At 71.1% G+C, this 20,153-nt stretch carries 20 protein-coding genes and 1 tRNA gene; 14 read left to right on the top strand and 7 right to left on the bottom strand.

The window, feature by feature from the left end; translation table 11 throughout:
- Positions 1-181: 181 nt before the first annotated feature.
- The 3 genes from OG329_RS15930 to OG329_RS15920 all read right to left on the bottom strand — a co-directional run bounded on the left by OG329_RS15930 (position 182) and on the right by OG329_RS15920 (position 3,819).
- The gene (locus OG329_RS15930) at positions 182-853 is read right to left on the bottom strand and encodes a response regulator transcription factor (protein ID WP_329076666.1); all 672 of its coding nucleotides are present in this window, start codon (positions 851-853) and stop codon (positions 182-184) included.
- A gap of 281 nt (positions 854-1,134) precedes the next feature.
- A complete protein-coding gene (locus OG329_RS15925; protein ID WP_405801859.1) occupies positions 1,135-2,451 on the bottom strand; it encodes a sensor histidine kinase in 1,317 nt (438 codons plus the stop codon).
- A 171-nt stretch (positions 2,452-2,622) separates the two neighbouring features.
- Positions 2,623-3,819, bottom strand: a complete 1,197-nt coding sequence (locus tag OG329_RS15920; RefSeq protein WP_405795793.1) for a sensor histidine kinase — start codon at positions 3,817-3,819, stop codon at positions 2,623-2,625.
- 221 nt (positions 3,820-4,040) lie between these two features.
- Between OG329_RS15920 and OG329_RS15915 the strand changes: the two genes are divergently transcribed.
- The 13 genes from OG329_RS15915 (at position 4,041) to OG329_RS15855 (ending at position 16,287) form a co-directional block, all read left to right on the top strand.
- Positions 4,041-4,442: an NADH-quinone oxidoreductase subunit A gene (locus OG329_RS15915; RefSeq protein WP_383836942.1), complete on the top strand. Its 402-nt coding sequence runs from the start codon at positions 4,041-4,043 to the stop codon at positions 4,440-4,442.
- Positions 4,433-5,086, top strand: coding sequence for an NADH-quinone oxidoreductase subunit B (locus tag OG329_RS15910; protein ID WP_405795791.1), 654 nt, complete (start codon positions 4,433-4,435; stop codon positions 5,084-5,086). Before OG329_RS15915 ends, OG329_RS15910 begins: the two co-directional genes overlap by 10 nt.
- Positions 5,086-6,600, top strand: a complete 1,515-nt coding sequence (locus OG329_RS15905; RefSeq protein WP_405795789.1) for an NADH-quinone oxidoreductase subunit C — start codon at positions 5,086-5,088, stop codon at positions 6,598-6,600. The genes OG329_RS15910 and OG329_RS15905 overlap by 1 nt, the downstream gene beginning before the upstream one ends.
- Positions 6,597-7,565 carry an NADH-quinone oxidoreductase subunit H gene (locus tag OG329_RS15900; RefSeq protein ID WP_405795788.1) on the top strand — a complete coding sequence of 323 codons (969 nt, stop codon included), beginning with the start codon at positions 6,597-6,599 and terminating at the stop codon, positions 7,563-7,565. Before OG329_RS15905 ends, OG329_RS15900 begins: the two co-directional genes overlap by 4 nt.
- Positions 7,566-8,138: a NuoI/complex I 23 kDa subunit family protein gene (locus OG329_RS15895; RefSeq protein WP_405795786.1), complete on the top strand. Its 573-nt coding sequence runs from the start codon at positions 7,566-7,568 to the stop codon at positions 8,136-8,138.
- The gene (locus OG329_RS15890; protein WP_405795784.1) at positions 8,135-8,713 is read left to right on the top strand and encodes an NADH-quinone oxidoreductase subunit J; all 579 of its coding nucleotides are present in this window, start codon (positions 8,135-8,137) and stop codon (positions 8,711-8,713) included. The genes OG329_RS15895 and OG329_RS15890 overlap by 4 nt, the downstream gene beginning before the upstream one ends.
- On the top strand, positions 8,713-9,132 hold the full coding sequence (nuoK, locus tag OG329_RS15885) for an NADH-quinone oxidoreductase subunit NuoK (RefSeq protein ID WP_405795783.1): 420 nt from the start codon (positions 8,713-8,715) through the stop codon (positions 9,130-9,132). Before OG329_RS15890 ends, nuoK begins: the two co-directional genes overlap by 1 nt.
- Positions 9,129-11,132 carry an NADH-quinone oxidoreductase subunit L gene (locus OG329_RS15880; protein ID WP_405795781.1) on the top strand — a complete coding sequence of 668 codons (2,004 nt, stop codon included), beginning with the start codon at positions 9,129-9,131 and terminating at the stop codon, positions 11,130-11,132. Before nuoK ends, OG329_RS15880 begins: the two co-directional genes overlap by 4 nt.
- Positions 11,133-11,159: 27 nt before the next feature.
- On the top strand, positions 11,160-12,734 hold the full coding sequence (locus tag OG329_RS15875; protein ID WP_405801857.1) for a NuoM family protein: 1,575 nt from the start codon (positions 11,160-11,162) through the stop codon (positions 12,732-12,734).
- Positions 12,731-14,332 (top strand): NADH-quinone oxidoreductase subunit N, encoded by a 1,602-nt coding sequence (locus OG329_RS15870; protein ID WP_405795779.1) that lies wholly within the window; start codon positions 12,731-12,733, stop codon positions 14,330-14,332. Before OG329_RS15875 ends, OG329_RS15870 begins: the two co-directional genes overlap by 4 nt.
- A gap of 200 nt (positions 14,333-14,532) precedes the next feature.
- Entirely contained in the window at positions 14,533-15,396 is an 864-nt protein-coding gene (gene htpX, locus OG329_RS15865) for a zinc metalloprotease HtpX (RefSeq protein ID WP_405795778.1), read from the top strand.
- Positions 15,393-15,785: a YccF domain-containing protein gene (locus tag OG329_RS15860; RefSeq protein ID WP_405795777.1), complete on the top strand. Its 393-nt coding sequence runs from the start codon at positions 15,393-15,395 to the stop codon at positions 15,783-15,785. The genes htpX and OG329_RS15860 overlap by 4 nt, the downstream gene beginning before the upstream one ends.
- A 232-nt stretch (positions 15,786-16,017) precedes the next feature.
- Positions 16,018-16,287: a GlsB/YeaQ/YmgE family stress response membrane protein gene (locus OG329_RS15855; protein WP_405795775.1), complete on the top strand. Its 270-nt coding sequence runs from the start codon at positions 16,018-16,020 to the stop codon at positions 16,285-16,287.
- Positions 16,288-16,334: 47 nt separating this feature from the next.
- Here OG329_RS15855 and OG329_RS15850 read toward each other — a convergent pair whose 3' ends face one another.
- Positions 16,335-16,997 (bottom strand): alpha-ketoglutarate-dependent dioxygenase AlkB family protein, encoded by a 663-nt coding sequence (locus OG329_RS15850; RefSeq protein ID WP_405795773.1) that lies wholly within the window; start codon positions 16,995-16,997, stop codon positions 16,335-16,337.
- Positions 16,998-17,094: 97 nt separating this feature from the next.
- Complete coding sequence (locus OG329_RS15845) at positions 17,095-17,583, bottom strand: YajQ family cyclic di-GMP-binding protein (protein WP_405795772.1); 489 nt, start codon at positions 17,581-17,583, stop codon at positions 17,095-17,097.
- 243 nt (positions 17,584-17,826) lie between these two features.
- On the opposite strand from OG329_RS15845, the gene OG329_RS15840 reads away from it, so the two are divergent.
- Positions 17,827-17,908 (top strand) — tRNA-Tyr (locus OG329_RS15840).
- Between the two features lie 59 nt (positions 17,909-17,967).
- Here the strand turns inward: OG329_RS15840 and OG329_RS15835 are convergent.
- Positions 17,968-18,627: an SDR family oxidoreductase gene (locus OG329_RS15835; RefSeq protein WP_405795770.1), complete on the bottom strand. Its 660-nt coding sequence runs from the start codon at positions 18,625-18,627 to the stop codon at positions 17,968-17,970.
- Positions 18,628-18,709: 82 nt separating this feature from the next.
- Positions 18,710-19,933, bottom strand: a complete 1,224-nt coding sequence (locus OG329_RS15830) for an amidohydrolase family protein (RefSeq protein WP_405795768.1) — start codon at positions 19,931-19,933, stop codon at positions 18,710-18,712.
- Between the last annotated feature and the right edge of the window lie 220 nt (positions 19,934-20,153).

Genomic DNA, 20,153 nt, shown 5'->3' with positions numbered 1-20,153 from the left:
CGTTTCGATGTGGCAATTTGCCATGTTTTCTCTCCCCTCGGGTGCTCTGTGTTCATCCCGATCTGTACGGATTCGAACTCAGCCTTTTGGACTAGGACCCCTTTGCGTGCCCACTACATGACCTCGGCGCCGGGCCCCCTGACCGTGGCGTAAGGCACCGCCGGGGACGCCACCGGCCCCGTCACGAGTTGAGATACGTCAGCACGGCCAGCACCCGGCGGTGATCTCCGTCACTGGGCGACAGGCCCAGCTTCTGGAAGATGTTGCTGACGTGCTTCTCCACCGCGCCGTCGCTCACGACGAGCTGCCTGGCGATCGCCGAGTTCGTACGGCCCTCCGCCATCAGGCCCAGCACCTCGCGCTCCCGGGGGGTCAGGCCGACCAGCACGTCCTGCTTACGGCTGCGGCCCAGGAGCTGCGCCACCACCTCGGGGTCCAGCGCGGTGCCGCCCCTGGCCACCCGTACGACCGCGTCCACGAACTCCCGGACCTCGGCCACCCGGTCCTTGAGCAGATAGCCGACGCCCCGGCTGCTGCCCGCGAGCAGCTCCGTCGCGTACTGCTCCTCCACGTACTGCGACAGCACGAGCACACCTATCCCCGGATGCTCCTTGCGCAGTTGGACGGCCGCCCGGACCCCTTCGTCGGTGTGCGTCGGCGGCATCCGTACGTCGGCCACCACCACGTCCGGCGCCGCGCCCTCCCGGGCCAGGTCGCCGACGGTCTTGATCAGCGCCTCGCCGTCCCCGACACCGGCGACGACGTCATGCCCGAGATCGGTGAGCAGCCGGGTCAGGCCCTCCCGCAGGAGCACCGAATCCTCGGCGATGACCACTCGTACCCTGTCCTCCACGACCGTGTCGCCCCCATGTCGAATGCGCGTATGCGCCGCGCGCCCGCGCAGCCTTCCCAGCATCCCAGTATTCCCATCGGCGCGGGGCGCACTGAACCGGACCTGATCAAACTGGGAGACGCGGCTGCGGCGCACCGGACGAGGTCCCGTGCGCCGCAGCCGCGTAGGCGACTGTCTTGTGTGCCTGTGGTGCCGTGTGCCCTGCTGCGCCGCTCGCCTCTGTGTAGCGCGTCTCGCTCTTCCCGCTCTGGAGAGCGGCAAGAGCCGGTCGGCCTCGGGCGTCACTTCCGCCAGGGCAGCTCCGCCGTCACCGTCGTCGGACCGCCGGCCGGAGAGTCGACCACCAGGATCCCGTCCACCGCGTCCAGCCGCTCCGCGAGCCCCGCCAGACCGCTGCCCGACGAGGTGTTCGCGCCGCCCTGGCCGTCGTCCGAGACCTGGAGCATCAGCCGGTCCTGCATCCGCCACACATCCACCGAGGCGCGGGTGGCACGGGCGTGCTTGCTCACGTTCTGCAGAAGCTCCGAGACGGTGAAGTACGCGATGCCCTCGATCGCCGCCGCCGGGCGCGACCCCAGGTCGACCTCGACCTGAACCGGCACGGTGCAGCGGGAGGCGACGGAGGACAGCGCCGCGTCCAGCCCCCGGTCCGTGAGGACCGCCGGGTGTATGCCCCGCGCCAGATCGCGCAGCTCCTGAAGCGCGACCTTGACCTCGCCGTGCGCCTCGTCCACCATCCGCGCCGCCGCCTCCGGGTCCGCCAGCAGCTTCTCCTTCGCCAGCCCCAGATCCATGGCCAGGGCCACCAGCCGGGCCTGCGCCCCGTCGTGCAGGTCGCGCTCGATACGGCGCAGATCGGCGGCGGCCGTGTCCACCACGACGCCCCGGTCCGACTCCAGCTCGGTGACGCGCGTCGCCAGCTTGGACGGGCCGAGCAGCCCGGTGACCAGCAGTCGGTCCACACACGTCAGCCCACGGTTCAGCCACGGCGAGGCGAGGACGATGACGAGACCGATCACGCTGGTGGCGGCTATCTCGAACGGGGTGTCCACATAGAAGTCATGGGTGCCGTCACTGAAGATCACGATGCCGTCCGCGTCCGTCATCTCGGGGAAGACCCACTGCCACAGCGGATAGAGGAAAAGGGCCCAGCCGGTGACCGTGACGGTGAAGGACGTGACGAACGAGAACATCGCCCAAGGGAAGTGCAGGAAACCGTAGAGCAGATGCCGCCAGGACACCCCGCTCTTGAGGACCGCGCCGACCCACGGCATCAGACCGGGCTCCTTCCCGTGCACCGGCAGCGGGCTCGCGACGTCCACACCGAGCAGGGCCCGTGCCCTCGCCCGCTCGAGGGCGCCCAGGCCCCGGCAGCCGATGAGCGCGGCGGCCAGCAGCGGAATGCCGAGGAAGGTCACCAGGAGCCCCGCACTCAGCGAGATCGTCGTTATCGCGTAGACGAAGAACAGGATGCCCATCGGAAGATTCAGCAGGAGATAGCCGAACTCCTTCCAGGCGCGGCCCGTGAACGGAGTGCGCAGGGCCGGATGAAGGGTGTGGCGCCGTGGCTGGGTCCGCGTGCCGTAATCCGTGGCCATCGTGTCGTCCGTTCTGCGAGCGGGGCGGTCGTGCTTCATGTCGTACCTCTATGCTGATCCGCCGGCCGCGCCCGCACCATGAGGTTCGTACCCGTCTTCGCCCTGGGGTTTTCCCCACCCCGACGGTGCGGTTTTACGCCCCGCGCACAAGGCCGGGCGCACGGCTGGGGGTCAGGACTCCTCGCGCCTGCGCCACGGAAGTTCGGCCGTGACGACCGTCGGACCCCCGACCGGTGAGTCGAGGACGAAAAGCCCGTCGACCGCGCCCAGGCGCTCGGCCAGCCCCGCCATCCCCGTCCCGCCGTCCAGCCGGGCGCCCCCGCGCCCGTCGTCCTGGATCTGGATCAGCAGCCGGTCATTCGCCCGCCACACCTCGACGCCGGCCATGCGCGCGCCGCTGTGCTTGCTGACGTTCTGCAAGAGCTCCGAGACGGTGAAGTACGCGATGCCCTCGATCGCCGCCGCCGGACGCTCGTCCAGCTCGACGTCGACCTTGACCGGCACGGTGCAGCGGGAGGCGACGGAGGACAGCGCCGCGTCCAGCCCCCGGTCCGTCAGGACGGCCGGGTGGATGCCGCGCGCGAGATCGCGCAGCTCCTGGAGGGCCAGCTTCACCTCGCCGTGCGCCTCGTCGACCATGCTCGCCGCCGCCTCCGGATCGTTCAGCAGCTTCTCCTTGGCGAGGCCGAGCCCCATGGCGAGAGCCACCAGCCGGGCCTGCGCCCCGTCGTGCAGGTCGCGCTCGATACGGCGCAGATCGGCGGCGGCCGTGTCCACCACGACGCCCCGGTCCGACTCCAGCTCCGCGATCCGGCTCTCCAACTCGTCGGACGGCGAAAGCAGTCCGCGCACCATGGCCCGGTCGGCGTTCGTGAGGCCGCGCGCGATGAAGGGCAGCACCGGCCAGAACAGGAAGAGGCTCACCAGGGTGACCGTGAACGTCACGATCCCCCAGGGCAGCCGGATGAACTCGTACAACACGGTGCGCCAGGCCACCGGGTCCTTCAACCCCGTCCACAACCACGGGAAGAACCCGTCGGAACCACGTGCGCGCCGCTCATCACGGCTGCGGCCGCGCAGCGGACTCGGCTCCTCGATCCGCAGCCCCAGCAGGGCGCGCGCCCGCGCCCGCTCGGCCTTGCCCAGCAGCCGGGCACCGGCCAGACCGCCGGCGAGCCAGGGCAGGCCGATCACGGTGACGGACAGCACGGCGCCGGTGGGCACGACGATCACGACATAGACGAATCCGGCGATCGACACCGGCAGATTGGCGAGGAGATGGGCGATCTCCTTCCACGTGTGCCTGCCGAAGGCGAAACGTGCCGGCGGTGGCCGGTCGTCGTCGGTGAAGCTGATACGGGCGGTCATAAGGCTCTAGCCTGCACGGCCGCGAAGACCCACGCCATGGGGTGGCTGGGAGGGTCGTGGTGGGGATAACCCCACCACCCGCCTGTAGGACCCACGCATGACCCGGCCATGACTGATCCGCGACCGACTGCTTACGGTCCCTTTAGCAGGGCCTAGACTCCCGTGCGTACAGATCACGGACCAGGATTCCAGGAACGCCGAATCGGCGGAGCGAGGGGCGGGTGACGGACGTGCCGGAACCGACCGTTCTCGCGTCGGACTACTTCCAGAGCTATTCGGTGGTCGGGCTGCTCGCGGTCGTCGGCGTGCTCTTCGTCGCCGTGGCCTTCGGGGCGGGCCGACTGCTGCGGCCGGTGGTACCGACGCCCGAGAAACTGCTCACCTACGAATGCGGTGTCGACCCGGTGGGCGAGGGCTGGGCACACACCCAGGTCCGCTACTACGTCTACGCCTTCCTGTACGTCATCTTCGCCGTCGACTCGATCTTCCTCTTCCCGTGGGCGACGGTCTTCGCGGCTCCGGGGTACGGCGCGACGACGCTCGTCGAGATGTTCATCTTCCTCGGCTTCCTGGCCGTTGGACTGCTCTACGCATGGAAGAAGGGCGTCCTGGAATGGACGTGACCCCCGCCGCCGGCGCTCCCGCTCCCGCACCCGCACCCGCTCCCGCCGCCGGTCCGGTCGAGCTGCCGAATCCCCAACGCCTGGGCGTGCTCTCCCGACTGGCGCCGCAGCCGATGAAGGTGGTCCTCAACTGGGGCCGCCGCTACAGCCTGTGGGTCTTCAACTTCGGACTCGCCTGCTGCGCCATCGAGTTCATCGCCGCGTCGATGGCCCGGCACGACTTCATCCGGCTCGGCGTCATCCCCCTCGCGCCGGGCCCGCGCCAGGCGGACCTGATGGTCGTGTCCGGCACGGTGACCGACAAGATGGCGCCCGCGGTGAAGCGGCTGTTCGAGCAGATGCCCGAGCCCAAGTACGTGATCTCCTTCGGCGCCTGCTCCAACTGCGGTGGCCCGTACTGGGACTCGTACTCGGTCACCAAGGGCGTCGACCAGATCATCCCGGTCGACGTCTACGTACCGGGCTGCCCGCCGCGCCCCGAGGCGCTGCTCCAGGGGATCCTCAAGCTCCAGGAGAAGATCTCCCGCGAGTCGCTGGGCGAGCGTTACGGCTCCGAGGGCCGCCGGCCCAGCACGGCCGCGCTGCGCAGCGGACTCGTCGCGGCGCCGCCGACGCCGACGCCGACGCCGGGGGAGAGCACCTGATGACGGCGGACGCCTACGACAGCCTGCCCGACGCCGTCACCGAGATCTTCGGCGCGGACGCCACGGCGGAGCGCGCGTACGACCTGCTGACGGTCGACGTCCCCGCCACGGCCTGGCTGACCGCGCTCGAGACGGCGCGTGACCGGCTCGGCTGCACCTACTTCGACTGGCTGAGCGCCGTCGACGAACCCGGCACCGGCTTCCGCGTCAGCGCGCACGTCGCGTCGGTCGAACCCCGCGCTGTGCGGCGTCTGTTGGTCCGTACGACCGTCCCGCACGAGGCCGCCGAACTGCCCAGCGCCCTCGGGGTCTACGCGGGCGCGGGCTGGCACGAGCGCGAGACATACGAAATGTTCGGCGTCTCCTTCACGGACCACCCCAACCTGGTGCACCTGCTGCTGCCCGAGACCTTCGAAGGCCACCCGCTGCGCAAGGACTTCGTCCTGGCGGCCCGGGTCGCGAAGGCGTGGCCGGGCGCGAAGGAGCCGGGGGAGTCGGCACCGGGTCACACCGGCCCCAAACGACGCCAGATGCTGCCGCCGGGCGTACCGGACCCGAACGAATGGGGCCCCCTCAAGGGCCAACTCCCCCCGGCCCCGGCCCGTACGCCCCGCACCCCACGTGCGACGGGAGAACGCCCGGTCCGCCGCGCCCGCAGCGTCTCGGAGGGCTCCACGAGCCAACAGCCCCCCGCGCCCACGGCCCCGGCACCGACTGCTGCCCCGGCCCCTTGGCACGACCCACGCCCGGCGTTCGACGCACCCCCGGCGGACCGGCAGACAGCGCCTGCGCCGACGGCGCCGGAGGGCGAGCCGACACCCGCGCCTGCGGGTGAGCCCGAGCCCGCGCCGGAGTCGCCGCCGGGCGCCGGGCAGGAGGCCAAGCCTGAGCCGACGTCGGTACCGTCCGCCGAGGGCGGGCCGACACCTGAGCCCAAGTCGGCGCCGGGGCCTACCTCGGAGGGTGAGGCCACAACCGTGCCGGGGGGCCAGCCGGCGTCGGAGCCGCCCCCGGCCGCCGGGCGGGCGTCCGCGCCCGCGCGGGAGGCCAAGCCTGCGCCTGCTCCTACCGCCGGGGAGAGGCCCGAGGCAGGGCGGGACGCCGAAGGCGGGCCCGAGGGCGGTCCGACGCACGCCCCGGGCGTCCAGCCCGAGGCCGCGCGTACGCCGGAGGCCGAGCGAGAGCCCGCGCCTGAGCCGGCACCGCAGACCACCCCGGACGCCGCGCCCGCGCGGGAGACCAAATCTGGGGCCGCCCCGGCCGCCGGGGAGAGGCCCGAGGCAGGGCGGGACGCCGAAGGCGGGCCCGAGGGCGGTCCGACGCACGCCCCGGGCGTCCAGCCCGAGCTGGCGTCGGAGCCGCCCCCGGCCGCCCGGCCGAGGCCCACGCCCACACCCGAGCCCAAGTCGTCGCCGCAGGCCGCCCCGGACGGCGGGCCGGACGGCGACTCCGGTACCCGCCAGGGTTCCGACGACGCCGGCCCGGACCCCGAGCGCCCCGGAGGAGACGCGTGAACGACGTGCTCGACGTCGCCATTCGGCTGGTCATCGTCTTCGCCGCATTCCTCGTCCTTCCCCTCGTCGTCGGGCAGACCGAGCACAAGGTCATGGCCCATATGCAGGGCCGCCTCGGGCCCATGTACGTCGGTGGGTTCCACGGCTGGGCCCAACTCGTCGCCGATGGTGTGAAGTTCGCGCAGAAGGAGGACATCGTCCCGGCCGCCGCCGACCGGCGGGTCTTCCAACTCGCCCCGGCCGTCGCCCTGCTGCCCTACCTCCTCGTACTGGTCGTGATCCCGATCGGCCCCCAGGAGGGCGCGGTCGGCGAGGTCGTCGACGCGGGGATCTTCTTCGTACTCGCCGTGATGGGCGTCGGTGTGCTCGGCTCGCTCATGGCGGGCTGGGCGTCGGCCAACAAGTTCTCCCTGCTCGGCGGTCTGCGCACCGCCGCCCAACTGCTCGCGTACGAGCTGCCGATGCTCCTCACCGCCGCCTCCGTCGCGATGGCGGCCGGCACCGTTTCCCTCCCCGGCATCCTCAACGCCTTCGAGTGGTGGTGGGTCCCCTGGCAGATCGTCGGCGCACTCGTCTTCTTCGTCGCCGGACTCGCCGAACTCCAGCGCCCGCCCTTCGACATGCCGGTCGCCGACTCCGAGATCATCTTCGGCGCGTACACCGAGTACACCGGTCTGCGGTTCGCGCTGTTCCTGCTCGCCGAGTACGCGGGCATCGTCGTCCTGTGCGGACTGACCACCGTCCTGTTCCTCGGCGGCTGGCACAGCCCCTTCGGCGGCGACGGCCTCGGATGGCTCTGGACCCTCCTCAAGACGTTCCTCCTCGCCTTCGTCATCATCTGGCTGCGCGTCAGCTATCCCCGACTGCGCGAGGACCAGCTCCAGAAGCTCGCCTGGACCGTGCTCATCCCGCTCGCCCTCGCCCAGATCGCCCTCACCGGCATCGTCAAGGTGGTGATCCAGTAAGTGCCTCCGATCCCCGGCAGCGGCCTGGCCAAGGGGCTGGCCGTCACGCTTCGTACGATGACCAGGAAGACCGTCACCGCGCGGTACCCGGACACCCAGCCCGAACTCCCGCCCCGCAGCCGGGGCGTGATCGGACTGTTCGAGGAGAACTGCACGGTCTGCATGCTCTGCGCCCGTGAGTGCCCCGACTGGTGCATCTACATCGACTCCCACAAGGAGACGCTGCCCGCCGCCGCCCCCGGCGGCCGTGAGCGCAGCCGGAACGTCCTCGACCGGTTCGCCATCGACTTCTCGCTCTGCATGTACTGCGGTATCTGCATCGAGGTCTGTCCTTTCGACGCGCTGTTCTGGTCACCGGAGTTCGAGTACGCGGAGACGGACATCCTGGAACTCACCCACGAGCGGGACAAACTCCGCGAGTGGATGTGGACCGTGCCCGCCCCGCCCGCCCTCGACCCGGCCGCCGAGGAACCGAAGGAGATCGCCGCCGCCCGCAAGACGGCCGACAAGCTCGCCGCGACGCAAGCCGCAGCGCAAGCCGCCACGCAGCAGCAGCAGGAGGACGGCGAGTGACCCCTCTCGCAGCCGCCCACCCCGGCTTCCTGTCCCCGACCGGTGTCGAGATCGCCTTCCTCCTCGTCGGTCTCGTCACCTTCGGCGCGGCAGTCATCACCGTCACGACCAAGCAGTTGGTGCACGCCGCCCTCTGGCTCGTCGTGGCGCTCGGCGGCCTGGCCGTCGAATACCTGCTGCTGACGGCCGAGTTCATCGCCTGGGTGCAGGTCCTGATCTATGTCGGCTCCGTCGTCGTCCTCCTTCTGTTCGGGCTGATGCTGACGAAGGCGCCCATCGGCCGTTCCCCCGACGCGGATTCGGAGAACCGGTGGGTCGCCCTCGCGGTGGCCCTCGCCGCTGCCGCCGCGCTGGTGTGGGTGGTCGTCGACGCGTTCCGTACGACCTGGATCGAACTCGACGGCCCCGCCCAGGGATCCACCGAGGTCTCCGGCCAGTTCCTCTTCCGGCACTGGGTTCTGCCCTTCGAAGCGCTCTCCGTCCTGCTGCTCGCCGCGCTGATCGGCGCGATCGTCCTGTCCCGCAAGAGCGACGCACCCGGCAGCCCCCGCCCCCGTGGCAAGGAGCAGCGCTGATGCATCTCGCCTATCCCGCCGTCCTCGCGGCGCTGCTGTTCTGCACCGGTCTGTACGGGGTACTCGCCCGCCGCAACGCGATCCTCGTGCTCATGTCCGTCGAGCTGATGCTCAACGCCGTCAATCTCAACCTCGTCGCCTTCGACGTATGGCTGCGCGACACCCTGCACGCCGGCCAGGCCCTCACCCTCTTCGTGATCGCCATCGCCGCCGCCGAGATCGGCATCGGTCTGGCGATCGTCCTGATGGTCTACCGCAGCCGGGGCACCGCGGACGTCGACCGGCTCCGCGACAGCGTCGAGAGCGACGCGACCGACGAGGCCGCGCGAGAGGCGGTGGCCGAGTCCGCCCAACAGGCCCACGCCCAGGCCCAGGCCGAAGCCGGCGCCGCGGCGAAGAATGCTGAGGCCACCGCGTGACCACGACCACCCTCGCCGTCCTCGTCCCGCTCCTGCCGTTCCTCGGCGCGGTGGCCGGACTGCTCCTCGGCCGTACGGCCCCGGGATTCGTCCGGCCCCTGGCCGTACTGCCGCCGTTCGCCGCCGCCGTACTCGCCGTGATCGTCGCCGTACGCCAGAGCGACGGGCACGGCACCCGCGCGCCGATCGACGCCGCGACCCAGCTCACCCCGACCGGCTCGGTCCCCATCGACCTCGCCCTGTACATCGACGGCTTCGCCGCCCTCGTCGCGATCCTCGTCGGTGTCGTCGCGACCTGCGTGCAGATCTACTCGACGAGCTATCTGCGCGACGACCCGCGCTACCCCTCGTACGCCGCTCTCGTCTCCCTCTTCACCTCCGCGATGCTGCTCGTCGTCTACTCCGGCGACCTGATGGTGCTGCTGGTCGGCTGGGAGATCATGGGCATCTGCTCGTACTTCCTGGTGGGCCACTACTGGGAGACGCCCGAGGCGCGCGCCGCCTCCCTGAAGGCCTTCCTCGTCACCAAACTCGGCGATGTCCCCTTCCTGCTCGGTCTGTTCGCGCTCGCCGTCGACACCGGCACGTTCCGGATCACCGGCGTCCTGAAGTCCGTCGCGGACGACGGGCTCGACCACCCCACCCTGATCGCCCTGCTGCTGATCGCCGGTGTCGCGGGCAAGTCGGCCCAATTCCCGCTGCACACCTGGCTGCCCGACGCGATGGCCGGTCCCACCCCCGTCTCCGCGCTGATCCACGCGGCGACGATGGTCGCCGCCGGTATCTACTTCGTGGCCCGTCTCCTCCCCGTCTTCGCCGCCTCCGCCGCGGCCCTTGTCGTGCTCGCCGTGCTGGCCGCGATCACCATGGTCGGCTCGGCGCTCGCCGCCCTCGCGCAGGACGACATCAAACGCGTCCTCGCCTACTCGACCATCGGCCAACTCGGCTATATGTCGGGCGCGCTGGCCGTGGGCGACCGGGGCGCGGCCGTCTTCCACCTCATCTCGCACGGCGCCTTCAAGGCGCTTCTCTTCCTCGGCGCGGGCGTGATCATCCACGCCGCCGGCACCAACTCGCTCGCCACCATGTCCCGGATGGGCGGCCTCGCCAAACGCGTCCCCGACGCCTACTGGACGATGACGATCGCGCTTCTCGCGCTCGCCGCCATCCCGCCGTTCGCCGGCTTCTTCTCCAAGGAAGCCGTCCTCGTCGCCGCCGAACACGCCGCCCTCGGCAAGTCCGACATCGCCCCGGACATCGCCGGCTGGACCGTACTGGTCGCCGGTCTGCTCACCGCCCTCCTCACCGCCGCCTACGCCACGCGCCTGTGGCTCCTCGCCTTCCGGGGCCGGGGCGCCGAAGCCGCCGACCATGGCAAGCAGCCGCTGTCGATGAACGCCGTCCTGTGGGTGCTCGCCGTCCCCTCGCTCGCCTTCGGCGTGACCGTCGGCCTCATCGCCCCCTGGGTGGACGCCCACAGCCTCACCCCGACCATCACCACCTCCGTACTCGGCACGGGCGTCGCGCTCGTCGGCGGACTGGTCACCTACGGCGCCTGGAGCCACACCACGGCCCTCGCCGCCCGCACCCCCATGGGCGCCCTCGCCGCGCACCCCGACGCCGAGCCCGCGCTCTCCGAGGTCGAGGCCATGGCCAGCCACACCGCCGTCTACGGCGATATCGCCTCCGCCCCCGACCCCGCCGACCCCGGCCGGCTCCTGCTCGGGAGACTCCACCGTCACGCCGCCGCCGGCTTCCATCTGGACACCGTCTACCGCGTGCTGTTCCAACGCCCGGTCCAGGGCGCGGCCCAGTTGGTCCGCTTCCTCGACCGCGAGGTCGTCGACACGTACGTACGCGGTGCGGGCACCGGCACCCGCTGGCTCGGCGCCGCCGTACGCGGCGCGCAGACCGGCAATGTGCAGACCTACCTGGGCGCCCTGCTCGCCGGAACGGTCGTCCTGGCGATCGCCGCCGTCCTCGTCGCCGCCGGAGCGTGAGCCGTGATCGATATCAGCACGTCCGTGATGCAGCTCCTTCTCGCGTTCATCGTCGTCGCCCCCCTCCTGGGCGCGGCGACGGCGCTGCTGCCCGCCCCGCCCGGACTCCGGGGCACCGGCCCCGACCAGGCCGTACTACGCCACGGCGTGACCGTGACCGGCGCGATCCTCCTCGCCGCGATCGTCCTCGCACTCGGCTTCGACCACGACCAGCCGTCGAGGATCCAGGCCACGACGGACATCAGTTGGATCCCCGCACTCGACGTGCGGATCCATCTCGGCATCGACGGCATCTCCCTCCCCCTTCTGGTCCTGACCGCGCTGCTGACCTTCCTCTGCGCGCTCTACAGCTACTTCAAGCCCCCGGCGGGCCCTTCCCCGAAGGCGTTCGTCGCCCTCCTGCTCGTCCTCGAATCCGGCACCCTCGCCACCTTCGCCGTCCTCGATCTGCTGCTTTTCTTCCTGGCCTTCGAGATGGTGCTCATCCCCATGTACTTCCTCATCGCCCGCTGGGGCGGTGCGCAGCGGCAGGCCGCCGCCTGGAAGTTCATCCTCTACACGCTGCTCGGCTCCGTGGTCATGCTGCTCGGCCTGCTGCTCGTCGGGCTGCACGCGGGCACATTCGACATGGTGGCACTCGCCACTGACAACGGCCGTGGGCTGAGTACATCCGTGCAGGTCACGGCCGTTCTGGCGATCGGGATCGGGCTCGCGGTCAAGACCCCGATGTGGCCGTTCCACAGTTGGCTCCCGGACGCCCACACCGCCGCCCCGACCGTCGGATCGGTCCTCCTCGCCGGGGTCCTGCTCAAGATGGGTACGTACGGGTTCGTCCGTATCGTCCTGCCGATCGCGCCGGACGGGATGCGTACCTTCGCCCCGTACCTCGCCGCGCTCGCCGTCGTCGGCATCATCTACGGCTCCCTGGCCTGCCTCGCCCTCGCCCGGCAGGGCGCGGGCGGCGACCTCAAGCGTCTGATCGCCTACTCCTCCGTCGGCCACATGGGCTTCGTGCTCCTCGGCATCGCGTCCATGACCCCCACCGGCGTCAACGGCGCGCTGTTCGCCAACGTCGCCCACGGCCTCATCACCGGCCTGCTCTTCTTCCTGGTCGGAGCGCTCAAGGACCGCTACGGCACCGCCGACCTCGACACCCTCGCCGGCGCCACCGGCGCGGCGCTGTACGGCCGCGCCCCCCGCCTCGGCGGTCTGCTCGCCTTCGCCGCCGTCGCCTCGCTCGGCCTGCCCGGCCTCGCCGGATTCTGGGGCGAGATGCTCGCGATGTTCGGCGCCTTCGATCCCGCGCCCGGACTCAGCCGCCCCGCCTTCGTCACCTTCGCCGCGATCGCCTGCTTCGGCACGCTGCTCACCGCCGCGTACCTGCTGATCGTCGTCCGCCGCGTGTGCATGGGCGCGACCCACCAGGCCGCGGGAGCCGAGGAAGCGGGCCCGGCGCCCGAACTCGCCGACGTCCACGGCTACGAACTCGCCGCCTGGACCCCGCTCGTCGCCCTCACCGTCCTCGCCGGCCTCTGGCCCGCCGTCCTCCTCGGCCTCACCGACCCGGCCGTGCAGAAGCTTCTCGCAGGAGGCAAGTCGTGATCGTGGCCGCCGCCCAGGGCGCCGACGCCGTCGCCGCGAACCTCGTCCAGTCCGTCGACTGGCTCGCGATCGCGCCCCCGGCCCTCACCGCCGCCGTCGCCCTCGTCGTCCTGATCGCCGACCTGTTCGTCCCGGAACGCCGTAAACCGCTCCTCGGCGCCCTCTCCGTCGCCGGCCTCGCCGCCGCGCTCCTGCTCCTGATCCCGATCCGCGCGGGCGACCGGTCCACCTTCTGCCTGACGTCGGACGCCGACGTGTGCGGCTACACCGCCGACCACTTCACCCTCGTCATCCAGCTCCTGGTGCTCGGCGGCGCCCTGCTCACCGCCCTGCTCTCCGTCACCGAACTCGGCGTCACCGGCAAGAAGCTCCCGGCGGGCGAGTTCTGGTTCCTGCTGCTTTCCTCGGCGGCCGGCGCAGCCCTCCTGCCCGCCGCGCGCGACCTCGCGACGCTCGTCGTCGCCCTCGAAGTCGCCACCCTCCCCGCCTTCGCGCTGGTCGGCCTCAAGCGCGGCGACCGCCTGTCGTCCGAGGCGGCGCTGAAGTTCTTCCTCTCCTCCGTGACGGCCACCGCGGTCATGCTGCTGGGCGTCAGCTTCGTGTACGCCACCACCGGCACCCTGCACCTCACCGAGATCGCCGCCCGGCTCGACGACGTCCCGGGGACGCTCGAAACCCTCGCCTCGGCGGGCGTCGCCCTCACTCTCGTCGGCTTCGCCTTCAAGGCCGCCGCCGCGCCCTTCCACTTCTGGGTCCCCGACACGTACGTCGGCGCACCGCTGCCCGTCGCCGCGTATCTCTCCGTCGTCAGCAAGGCCGTCGGATTCTCCGGCCTGATCCTGGTGACGGTCATCGCCTTCCCGAGCCATTCCGACGTATGGGGCCCGGTCGTCGCGGTGCTCGCCGCGCTCACCATGACCGTCGGCAACGTCGCCGCCCTGCGCCAGTCGGCCACGCGCGCGTGGAGCGCGGTACGCCTCCTCGCGTGGTCGTCCGTCGCCCAGGCCGGCTATCTGCTGGTGCCGATCGCGGCGGCGGCGTACGCCGGCACGGACCAGATCGGCTCCACCGTCGCGTACGCCCTGATGTACGCCGTCGTGAACCTCGGCGCCTTCGCCGTCGCCGCCCTGGTCGCCCGTACGAAGCCCCTGAACCGCCTCGCGGACTACCGCGGCCTCGCCGCCGAGCGCCCGCTCGTCGCCCTCGCCATGGGCTTCTTCCTGCTCTGCCTCGCCGGACTGCCGCCGGGCATCGTCGGCCTCTTCGCCAAGGTCACGGTCTTCTCCTCGGCCGTCGACGCGGGACTCGGCTGGCTGGCCGTCGTGATGAGCTTCAACGTCGTCATCGCGCTCTACTACTACCTCCAGTGGACGGCGGCCCTCTTCCGCGCCCCGGAGACGGCGGAGGAGGGCACCGAGACGCCGTCGCCGGTCACCGCCCAGGCCACCGGGCCGACCCTTCAGCCCGCCGGCCCCCTGGCCGGTCACCGTGCCCCGGCCCCCGTGCTCGCCGCGATCGGCCTGACCGCCGCCGCGGGCGTCGCCCTGTCGGGAGCGCCCCAACTGGTCCTGCGCTTCGCGGCCGAAAGCCTCTTCTGAGAACCCGCTCCGAATCACGCGCCCCGCAGAGAACCCACCCCACCCGCCCCCGCCACCACCCGTACGGCGCACAGCCCCGCGCGGGCGCGCCAGGGAACCCGTGACCCTCGCCTGGCGTTGACCAGTGAGTAAGGGTCCACTGGAGGGTGGAGCAGCATCACGTAGAGGGTTCCCCTGCCGCACGATTTGGAGGGCGTTCCGTGCACCGCCGGCACAACGGGTTGAGGACCGCCGCACTCCTCGGGGGACTGTCCGCACTCATCATCGTCATCGGCAGCCTCTTCGGCCGGACGGGTCTGATCGTCGCGGTCGTCGTCGCCCTGGGCACGAACGCGTACGCGTACTGGAACAGCGACAAGCTGGCGCTGCGCGCCATGCGCGCGCGCCCGGTCAGCGAGTTCGAGGCGCCGAAGCTCTACCGCATCGTGCGTGAGCTGTCCACGACCGCGCGCCAGCCGATGCCCCGGCTCTACATCTCACCGACGCAGGCCCCCAACGCGTTCGCCACGGGCCGCAATCCCCGTAACGCGGCCGTCTGTTGTACGGAGGGCATCCTCCAGATCCTGGACGAGCAGGAGCTGCGCGGGGTCCTCGGCCATGAGCTGAGCCATGTCTACAACCGCGACATCCTGATCTCGTCGGTCGCCGGAGCCCTCGCCTCTGTCGTCATGTTCCTGGTGAATTTCGCCTGGCTCATCCCCATCGGCCGCTCGGACGACGACGAGGGCCCCGGCCTCGTCGGCATGCTCCTGGTCATGATCCTGGGCCCGCTGGCCGCCTCCGTGATCCAGCTCGCGGTGAGCCGTTCCAGGGAGTACGAGGCGGACGCGTCCGGCGCGCAGCTCACCGGCGATCCGTTGGCCCTCGCGAGCGCCTTGCGTAAGCTTGAAGCGGGTACGAAACAGCTCCCGTTGCCGCCAGAGCCACGAATCGAGACGGCGAGCCACCTGATGATCGCCAACCCGTTCCGGCCCGGACAGGGTGTATCGAGAATGTTCTCCACGCATCCGCCGATGGCGGAGCGGATCGCCCGACTAGAGCAGATGGCAGGTGGCCGTCCATGAAGACAATCCTCAACATCATCTGGCTCGTTTTCAGTGGTTTCTGGCTGTTCCTCGGTTACATGTTGGCCGGACTGCTGCTGTGCGTCACGATCATCGGCATTCCCTTCGGGTTCGCCGCGTTCCGGATCGGTGTGTACGCACTGTGGCCGTTCGGCTACACCACGGTGGAGCGGCGCGACGCGGGCGCGCCGTCGTTCGTCGCCAACGTGCTGTGGCTGGTCCTGGCGGGGTGGTGGCTCACTCTCGGCCATATCTTCACCGGGATCGCGCTGTGCGTGACGATCATCGGCATCCCGCTGGGCATCGCCAACTTCAAGATGATCCCCGTCTCACTGATGCCCTTCGGCCGCGAGATCGTCCGTACGGACCAGGCGTTCGCCGGCTGGTGACCTCGGCGGTGCGGTAGGGGGCAAGGGCGGGGCTTCAGGGGCGGTACGGCGCTGTGGCCGGCCGCCCCACACGCATGTCCGGCCCGGAGCGGGGTAGCAGCCCCGTCGGCCAGGCGCCCACGGCACGACGTACTCCGCAACCGCGCCCCGCCCTCCAGGCGTCTCACAGGACAGCACAGAACGCGCCACACCCCACGGCGCGGAAGCACCGCACGAAAGGCAGGTCCACGGCATGACCATCATCGGCTGGCTCGTCCTCGGACTCCTCGCCGGAGCCGTCGCCAAGATCCTGCTGCCCGGCCGGGACCCGGGCGGTCTGATCGGCACGACCCTCATCGGCATCGCCGGCGCCTTCATCGGCGGCTGGATATCGTCCCGCTGGCTGGACCACCCGATCACCGACGACTTCTACGACGGTGCCACCTGGGCGGCGGCGATCGGCGGCTCACTGGTGCTGCTGATCGGCTACCGCATCCTCTTCGGCCACTCCCGCTCCCGCTGACCCCCGCCGCCCCTCCGCCGACCCCCGGCTGCCCTCGCCGCCGCGCGTCATTCCCCGACGAGCCCGGTCTCGCGCAGCGTGATGTTCAGCCGTCCGGTGCGCATCCCGCACTCCGGATCGGCCGTCCCCGGATACACCTTGGGGACCGCGTGGAACGCGAGCCGCGACGGCCCGCCGAACACGAAGAGATCACCGGACGCCAACTCGACATCCGTATAAGGACGCGTCCGTGTCCGCGTGTTGCCGAAGCGGAAGACGCAACTGTCACCGATGCTCAGCGACACCACGGGCGCCCCGGACCTCTCGTCCTTGTCCTGGTGCATGCCCATCTTGGCCGCGCCTTCGTAGAAGTTGATGAGCGCGGTGTCCGGGGTGTACTGCGCCCCGGCCCCTTCCCCGTACGCCTCATCGACCGCCGCGCGCCCCAACTCCACGAGCCGGGCGGGAAACGGCGCGACCCGCGCGCCGTTCACGTCCCCGGCGGTACGGGTGTAGCGGTAGGGCTGCCAGTGCCACCCGAGACAGACGGTCCGTACGGACATCACGCCCCCGTTGGGCAGCGTGGTGTGCCGCATCGGCACCGGCCCCCGCGCCCACCCCCGACACGCCTCCACCAACTCCCGCTGCCGTCCGGCATCCAGCCACCCCGGCACATGCACGGCCCCATCGGCGACGACGCTGCGTTCCCGAGGAAACAACGCCCCACTCATCGCCCCACCCCTCCCGCACCTCCGCCGCGCACGGCCGCCTCCGCGCGAGCGGGGCGCGGCGACGTCCGTGCGGGCGCGGCCAGTCGGCCGCCGATGGTCAGCGGTAGTTCACGTACTGCAGCGCGAAGTCGAAGTCCTGCCCCTTCAACAGCGCCTGTACGGCCTGGAGATCGTCCCGGCTTTTCGAGCTGACCCGCAGTTCGTCGCCCTGCACGAGCGCCTTGACGCCCTTGGGGCCCTCATCGCGGATGATCTTGGCGACCTTCTTCGCGTTCTCCTGGGAGATGCCCTCCTCGAGGGAGGCGAAGATCTTGTACTCCCTGCCGGACTGCTGCGGCTCGCCCGCGTCCAGCGCCTTCAGTGAGATGCCCCGCTTGATCAGCTTGGACTGGAAGACGTCGAGGATCGCGCTGACCCGCTCCTCGGTGTTGGCCTGCATAAGGATCTTCTCGCCGGACCAGGCGATCGAGGCTCCGACGTTCTTGAAGTCGTACCGCTGGGAGACCTCCTTCGCGGTCTGGTTGAGGGCGTTGTCGACCTCCTGCCGCTCGACCTTCGAGACGATGTCGAAACTGGAGTCGGCCATGTCCTGTGGCTCCTTGTATCGGGTACTGGAAAGGGTGTCGCGGCTCGCGCCGCGACTGATGCCGAAAGTACTGATGCCGAAAAGCACGGCCGGGCTCCCGGCCCGCTCCGCCAAAGCCTAGTCATCTCCACCCCCTCCCGGCCTGATCAATCCGGTGGCGGAGCACCCCTGGGCATCGGGTATCGTTTACGTCGTTGCCACGGAGCAGCGCACACAGCGCCCGTCCCCGCGACGACATCCCATGGCGGTGTGCCCGAGTGGCCAATGGGAGCGGACTGTAAATCCGCCGGCTTAGCCTTCCCAGGTTCGAATCCTGGCGCCGCCACACGAAGAAGATGGCCCCTGGTCAGCGGAGACGCCGACCGGGGGCCGTCTTCGTATCCGTCAGACGGACGACGGGGCGTTCCGCACGGCTTCCGCCACCGGCACCGTGCCGCTGATCAGTTCCAGCGTCAGGCCCACCGTCGCCGGTGTCTCCACCAACTCCGCCAGTGTGGCGGCCACATCGTCCCGTGGCACCGGTCCACGGCCCGTGGACGGCGCGAGGTTCACCAGGCCCGTGCCCGCGTCGTTCGTGAGCATCCCAGGGCGCAGGACCGTCGCGTCGAGCCCCGGCTTGGACAGGACGTACACGTCCGCCGCTCCCTTGGCCCGCAGGTAGTGGTCGAAGACGTCGTCGCCCTCGTGGTCCGCGTCGGCGCCCATGGACGAGACGATCACATAGCGGCGTACGCCCGCCCGTTCCGCCGCGTCGGCGAAGAGGACCGCCGCGCCCCGGTCCACGGTGTCCTTGCGCTCCGTACTGCTGCCCGGTCCCGCCCCGGCCGCGAAGACCGCCACGTCGGCGCCCTCCAGGGCCGCGGCGGCCTCTTCCAAAGAGGCCGACTCCAGGTCGAGGACGACGGCTTCGGCTCCCGCCTTCCGTAGATCCTGTGCCTGTTCGGGTTTGCGGATGATGCCCGCGACCTCGTGGTCGCGCGCGGCGAGCAACCGCTCCAGCCGCAGCGCGATCTGACCGTGTCCTCCGGCAATGACAATTCGCATGCTCACGACCGTACGTCCGACAGGGCGTCAGCGCCCACGCACCACCTCCGTAGGAGGAGTGATTGCCGCCGGTGCCGCCGGTTTACGGCCGCCCCTGTCGCGGCAGATCGAGCGCGACGGCCACCGCCGAGTCGCAGTACTCCCGCACCGCGTTCGTCCGGGCCACCACCCGCCCCCGGTGGATGACGATCCTGCTGTACGCCAGCGACAGCACCCCCTCCAGCGTCTCCCCGCGCACCGCCAGCAACTCGGCCGGGAAGCCCGCCTCCACCCGTACCTCCGGCAGCCGCATGGCCTCACGCGCGGCCGTGCTCACCGTGTCGTACGCCTCCGCCGCCCGCAGTCCTCCTTGGGAGGCCAGCAGATACGCCGCCTCCAGCGGATCCCCGCGTCCCACCGGGTTCGCCACGTCCCGTACGGCACCGCCGCCGGCCGCCACCCGCACACCGGCGGCCCGCAGCACCCGTACGGGCGCCACGCCCCGCTGCTCCGCCCCGCCGCAGCCGCCCTGGGGCAGACAGATGACCGTCACACCCGCCGCCGCCAACTGGTCGGCCGCCCGCCCGGACACGTCGGCCGGCAGTCGGGACAGCCCGGCACAGGGCCCGATCGAGACGCTGGGCCGCAGCCCGCCTGCCATCGCCGCGAGACGCGCGAGACGGGCCGGATCGGCGCCGTCCGTATGGAGGTCGACAGGACAGCCGTGCTCGGCGGCGACGGTCAGCACCGCTTCCACATATCCGGTCGGATCGGGGTCGAGGTCGGGGCAGCCGCCCACCACACCCGCGCCCATCTTCACCGCGTCCCGCAGCATCGCGAGCCCGTCGGCGCCCGCGACCCCGGTCAGCAGGCGCGGTACGGCGACGACCGTCAGATCGCCGAGCCCGCGCAGTGACCGCCGTGCCTGGAGCACCGCCTCCAAGGGCGCCAGCTCCTGCGCGTCACCGATCCGCACATGCGTACGCAGAGTGGTCGCCCCGTGCCCGACCTGGAGCAGCGCCGCCTCGGTCGCGCGGCGCTGGACGTCCTCGGGGTCGTACGAGACGGGCCTGTCCGGTGTGACGGCGCTCAGCGCGGTGTCGCTGTGCGCGTGCGGCTCGGCGGGGGCGGGAAGGAGCAGGTGGCCGTCGAGATCCAGGCACGAGCCCGGCGCGGTGAGGCTGCCCGCGGTGCCGACGGCCTCGATACGGCCGCCGCTCAGCCGTACGTCGACGGCGCGGCCGTCCGTGAGCCGGGCCCCGCGCAGCAGCAGCGTGGTGGCGTTCGCCGTGGCGCCGTCCGGCGGTTGCGGCTGGCTGTCGGGCATCGCGCTCCTGGGTGGGCTCCTGGCGGGGCTGTAGGGCTCTGGCGTGCAAGATCACGCGGCGTGGGTCGAGCCTAGAGGCGCCCTGGGCGCCCTTCGAGGAGGAAGGGAATAGTCATACCGGCGTGGCTCTGTGTGGTGTACGGGAGGTCTCCCGCCCCCTCGTCGGCGACCCTTCAGCCCCCTCCCGACACCCTTCCGACACCCGCCCCGAGACGGAAGG

The organism is Streptomyces sp. NBC_01506 (assembly GCF_045040295.1).
In the GTDB taxonomy this organism is placed as follows: Bacteria; Actinomycetota; Actinomycetes; order Streptomycetales; family Streptomycetaceae; genus Streptomyces.
This window is presented reverse-complemented; position numbering and strand designations above follow the sequence as displayed.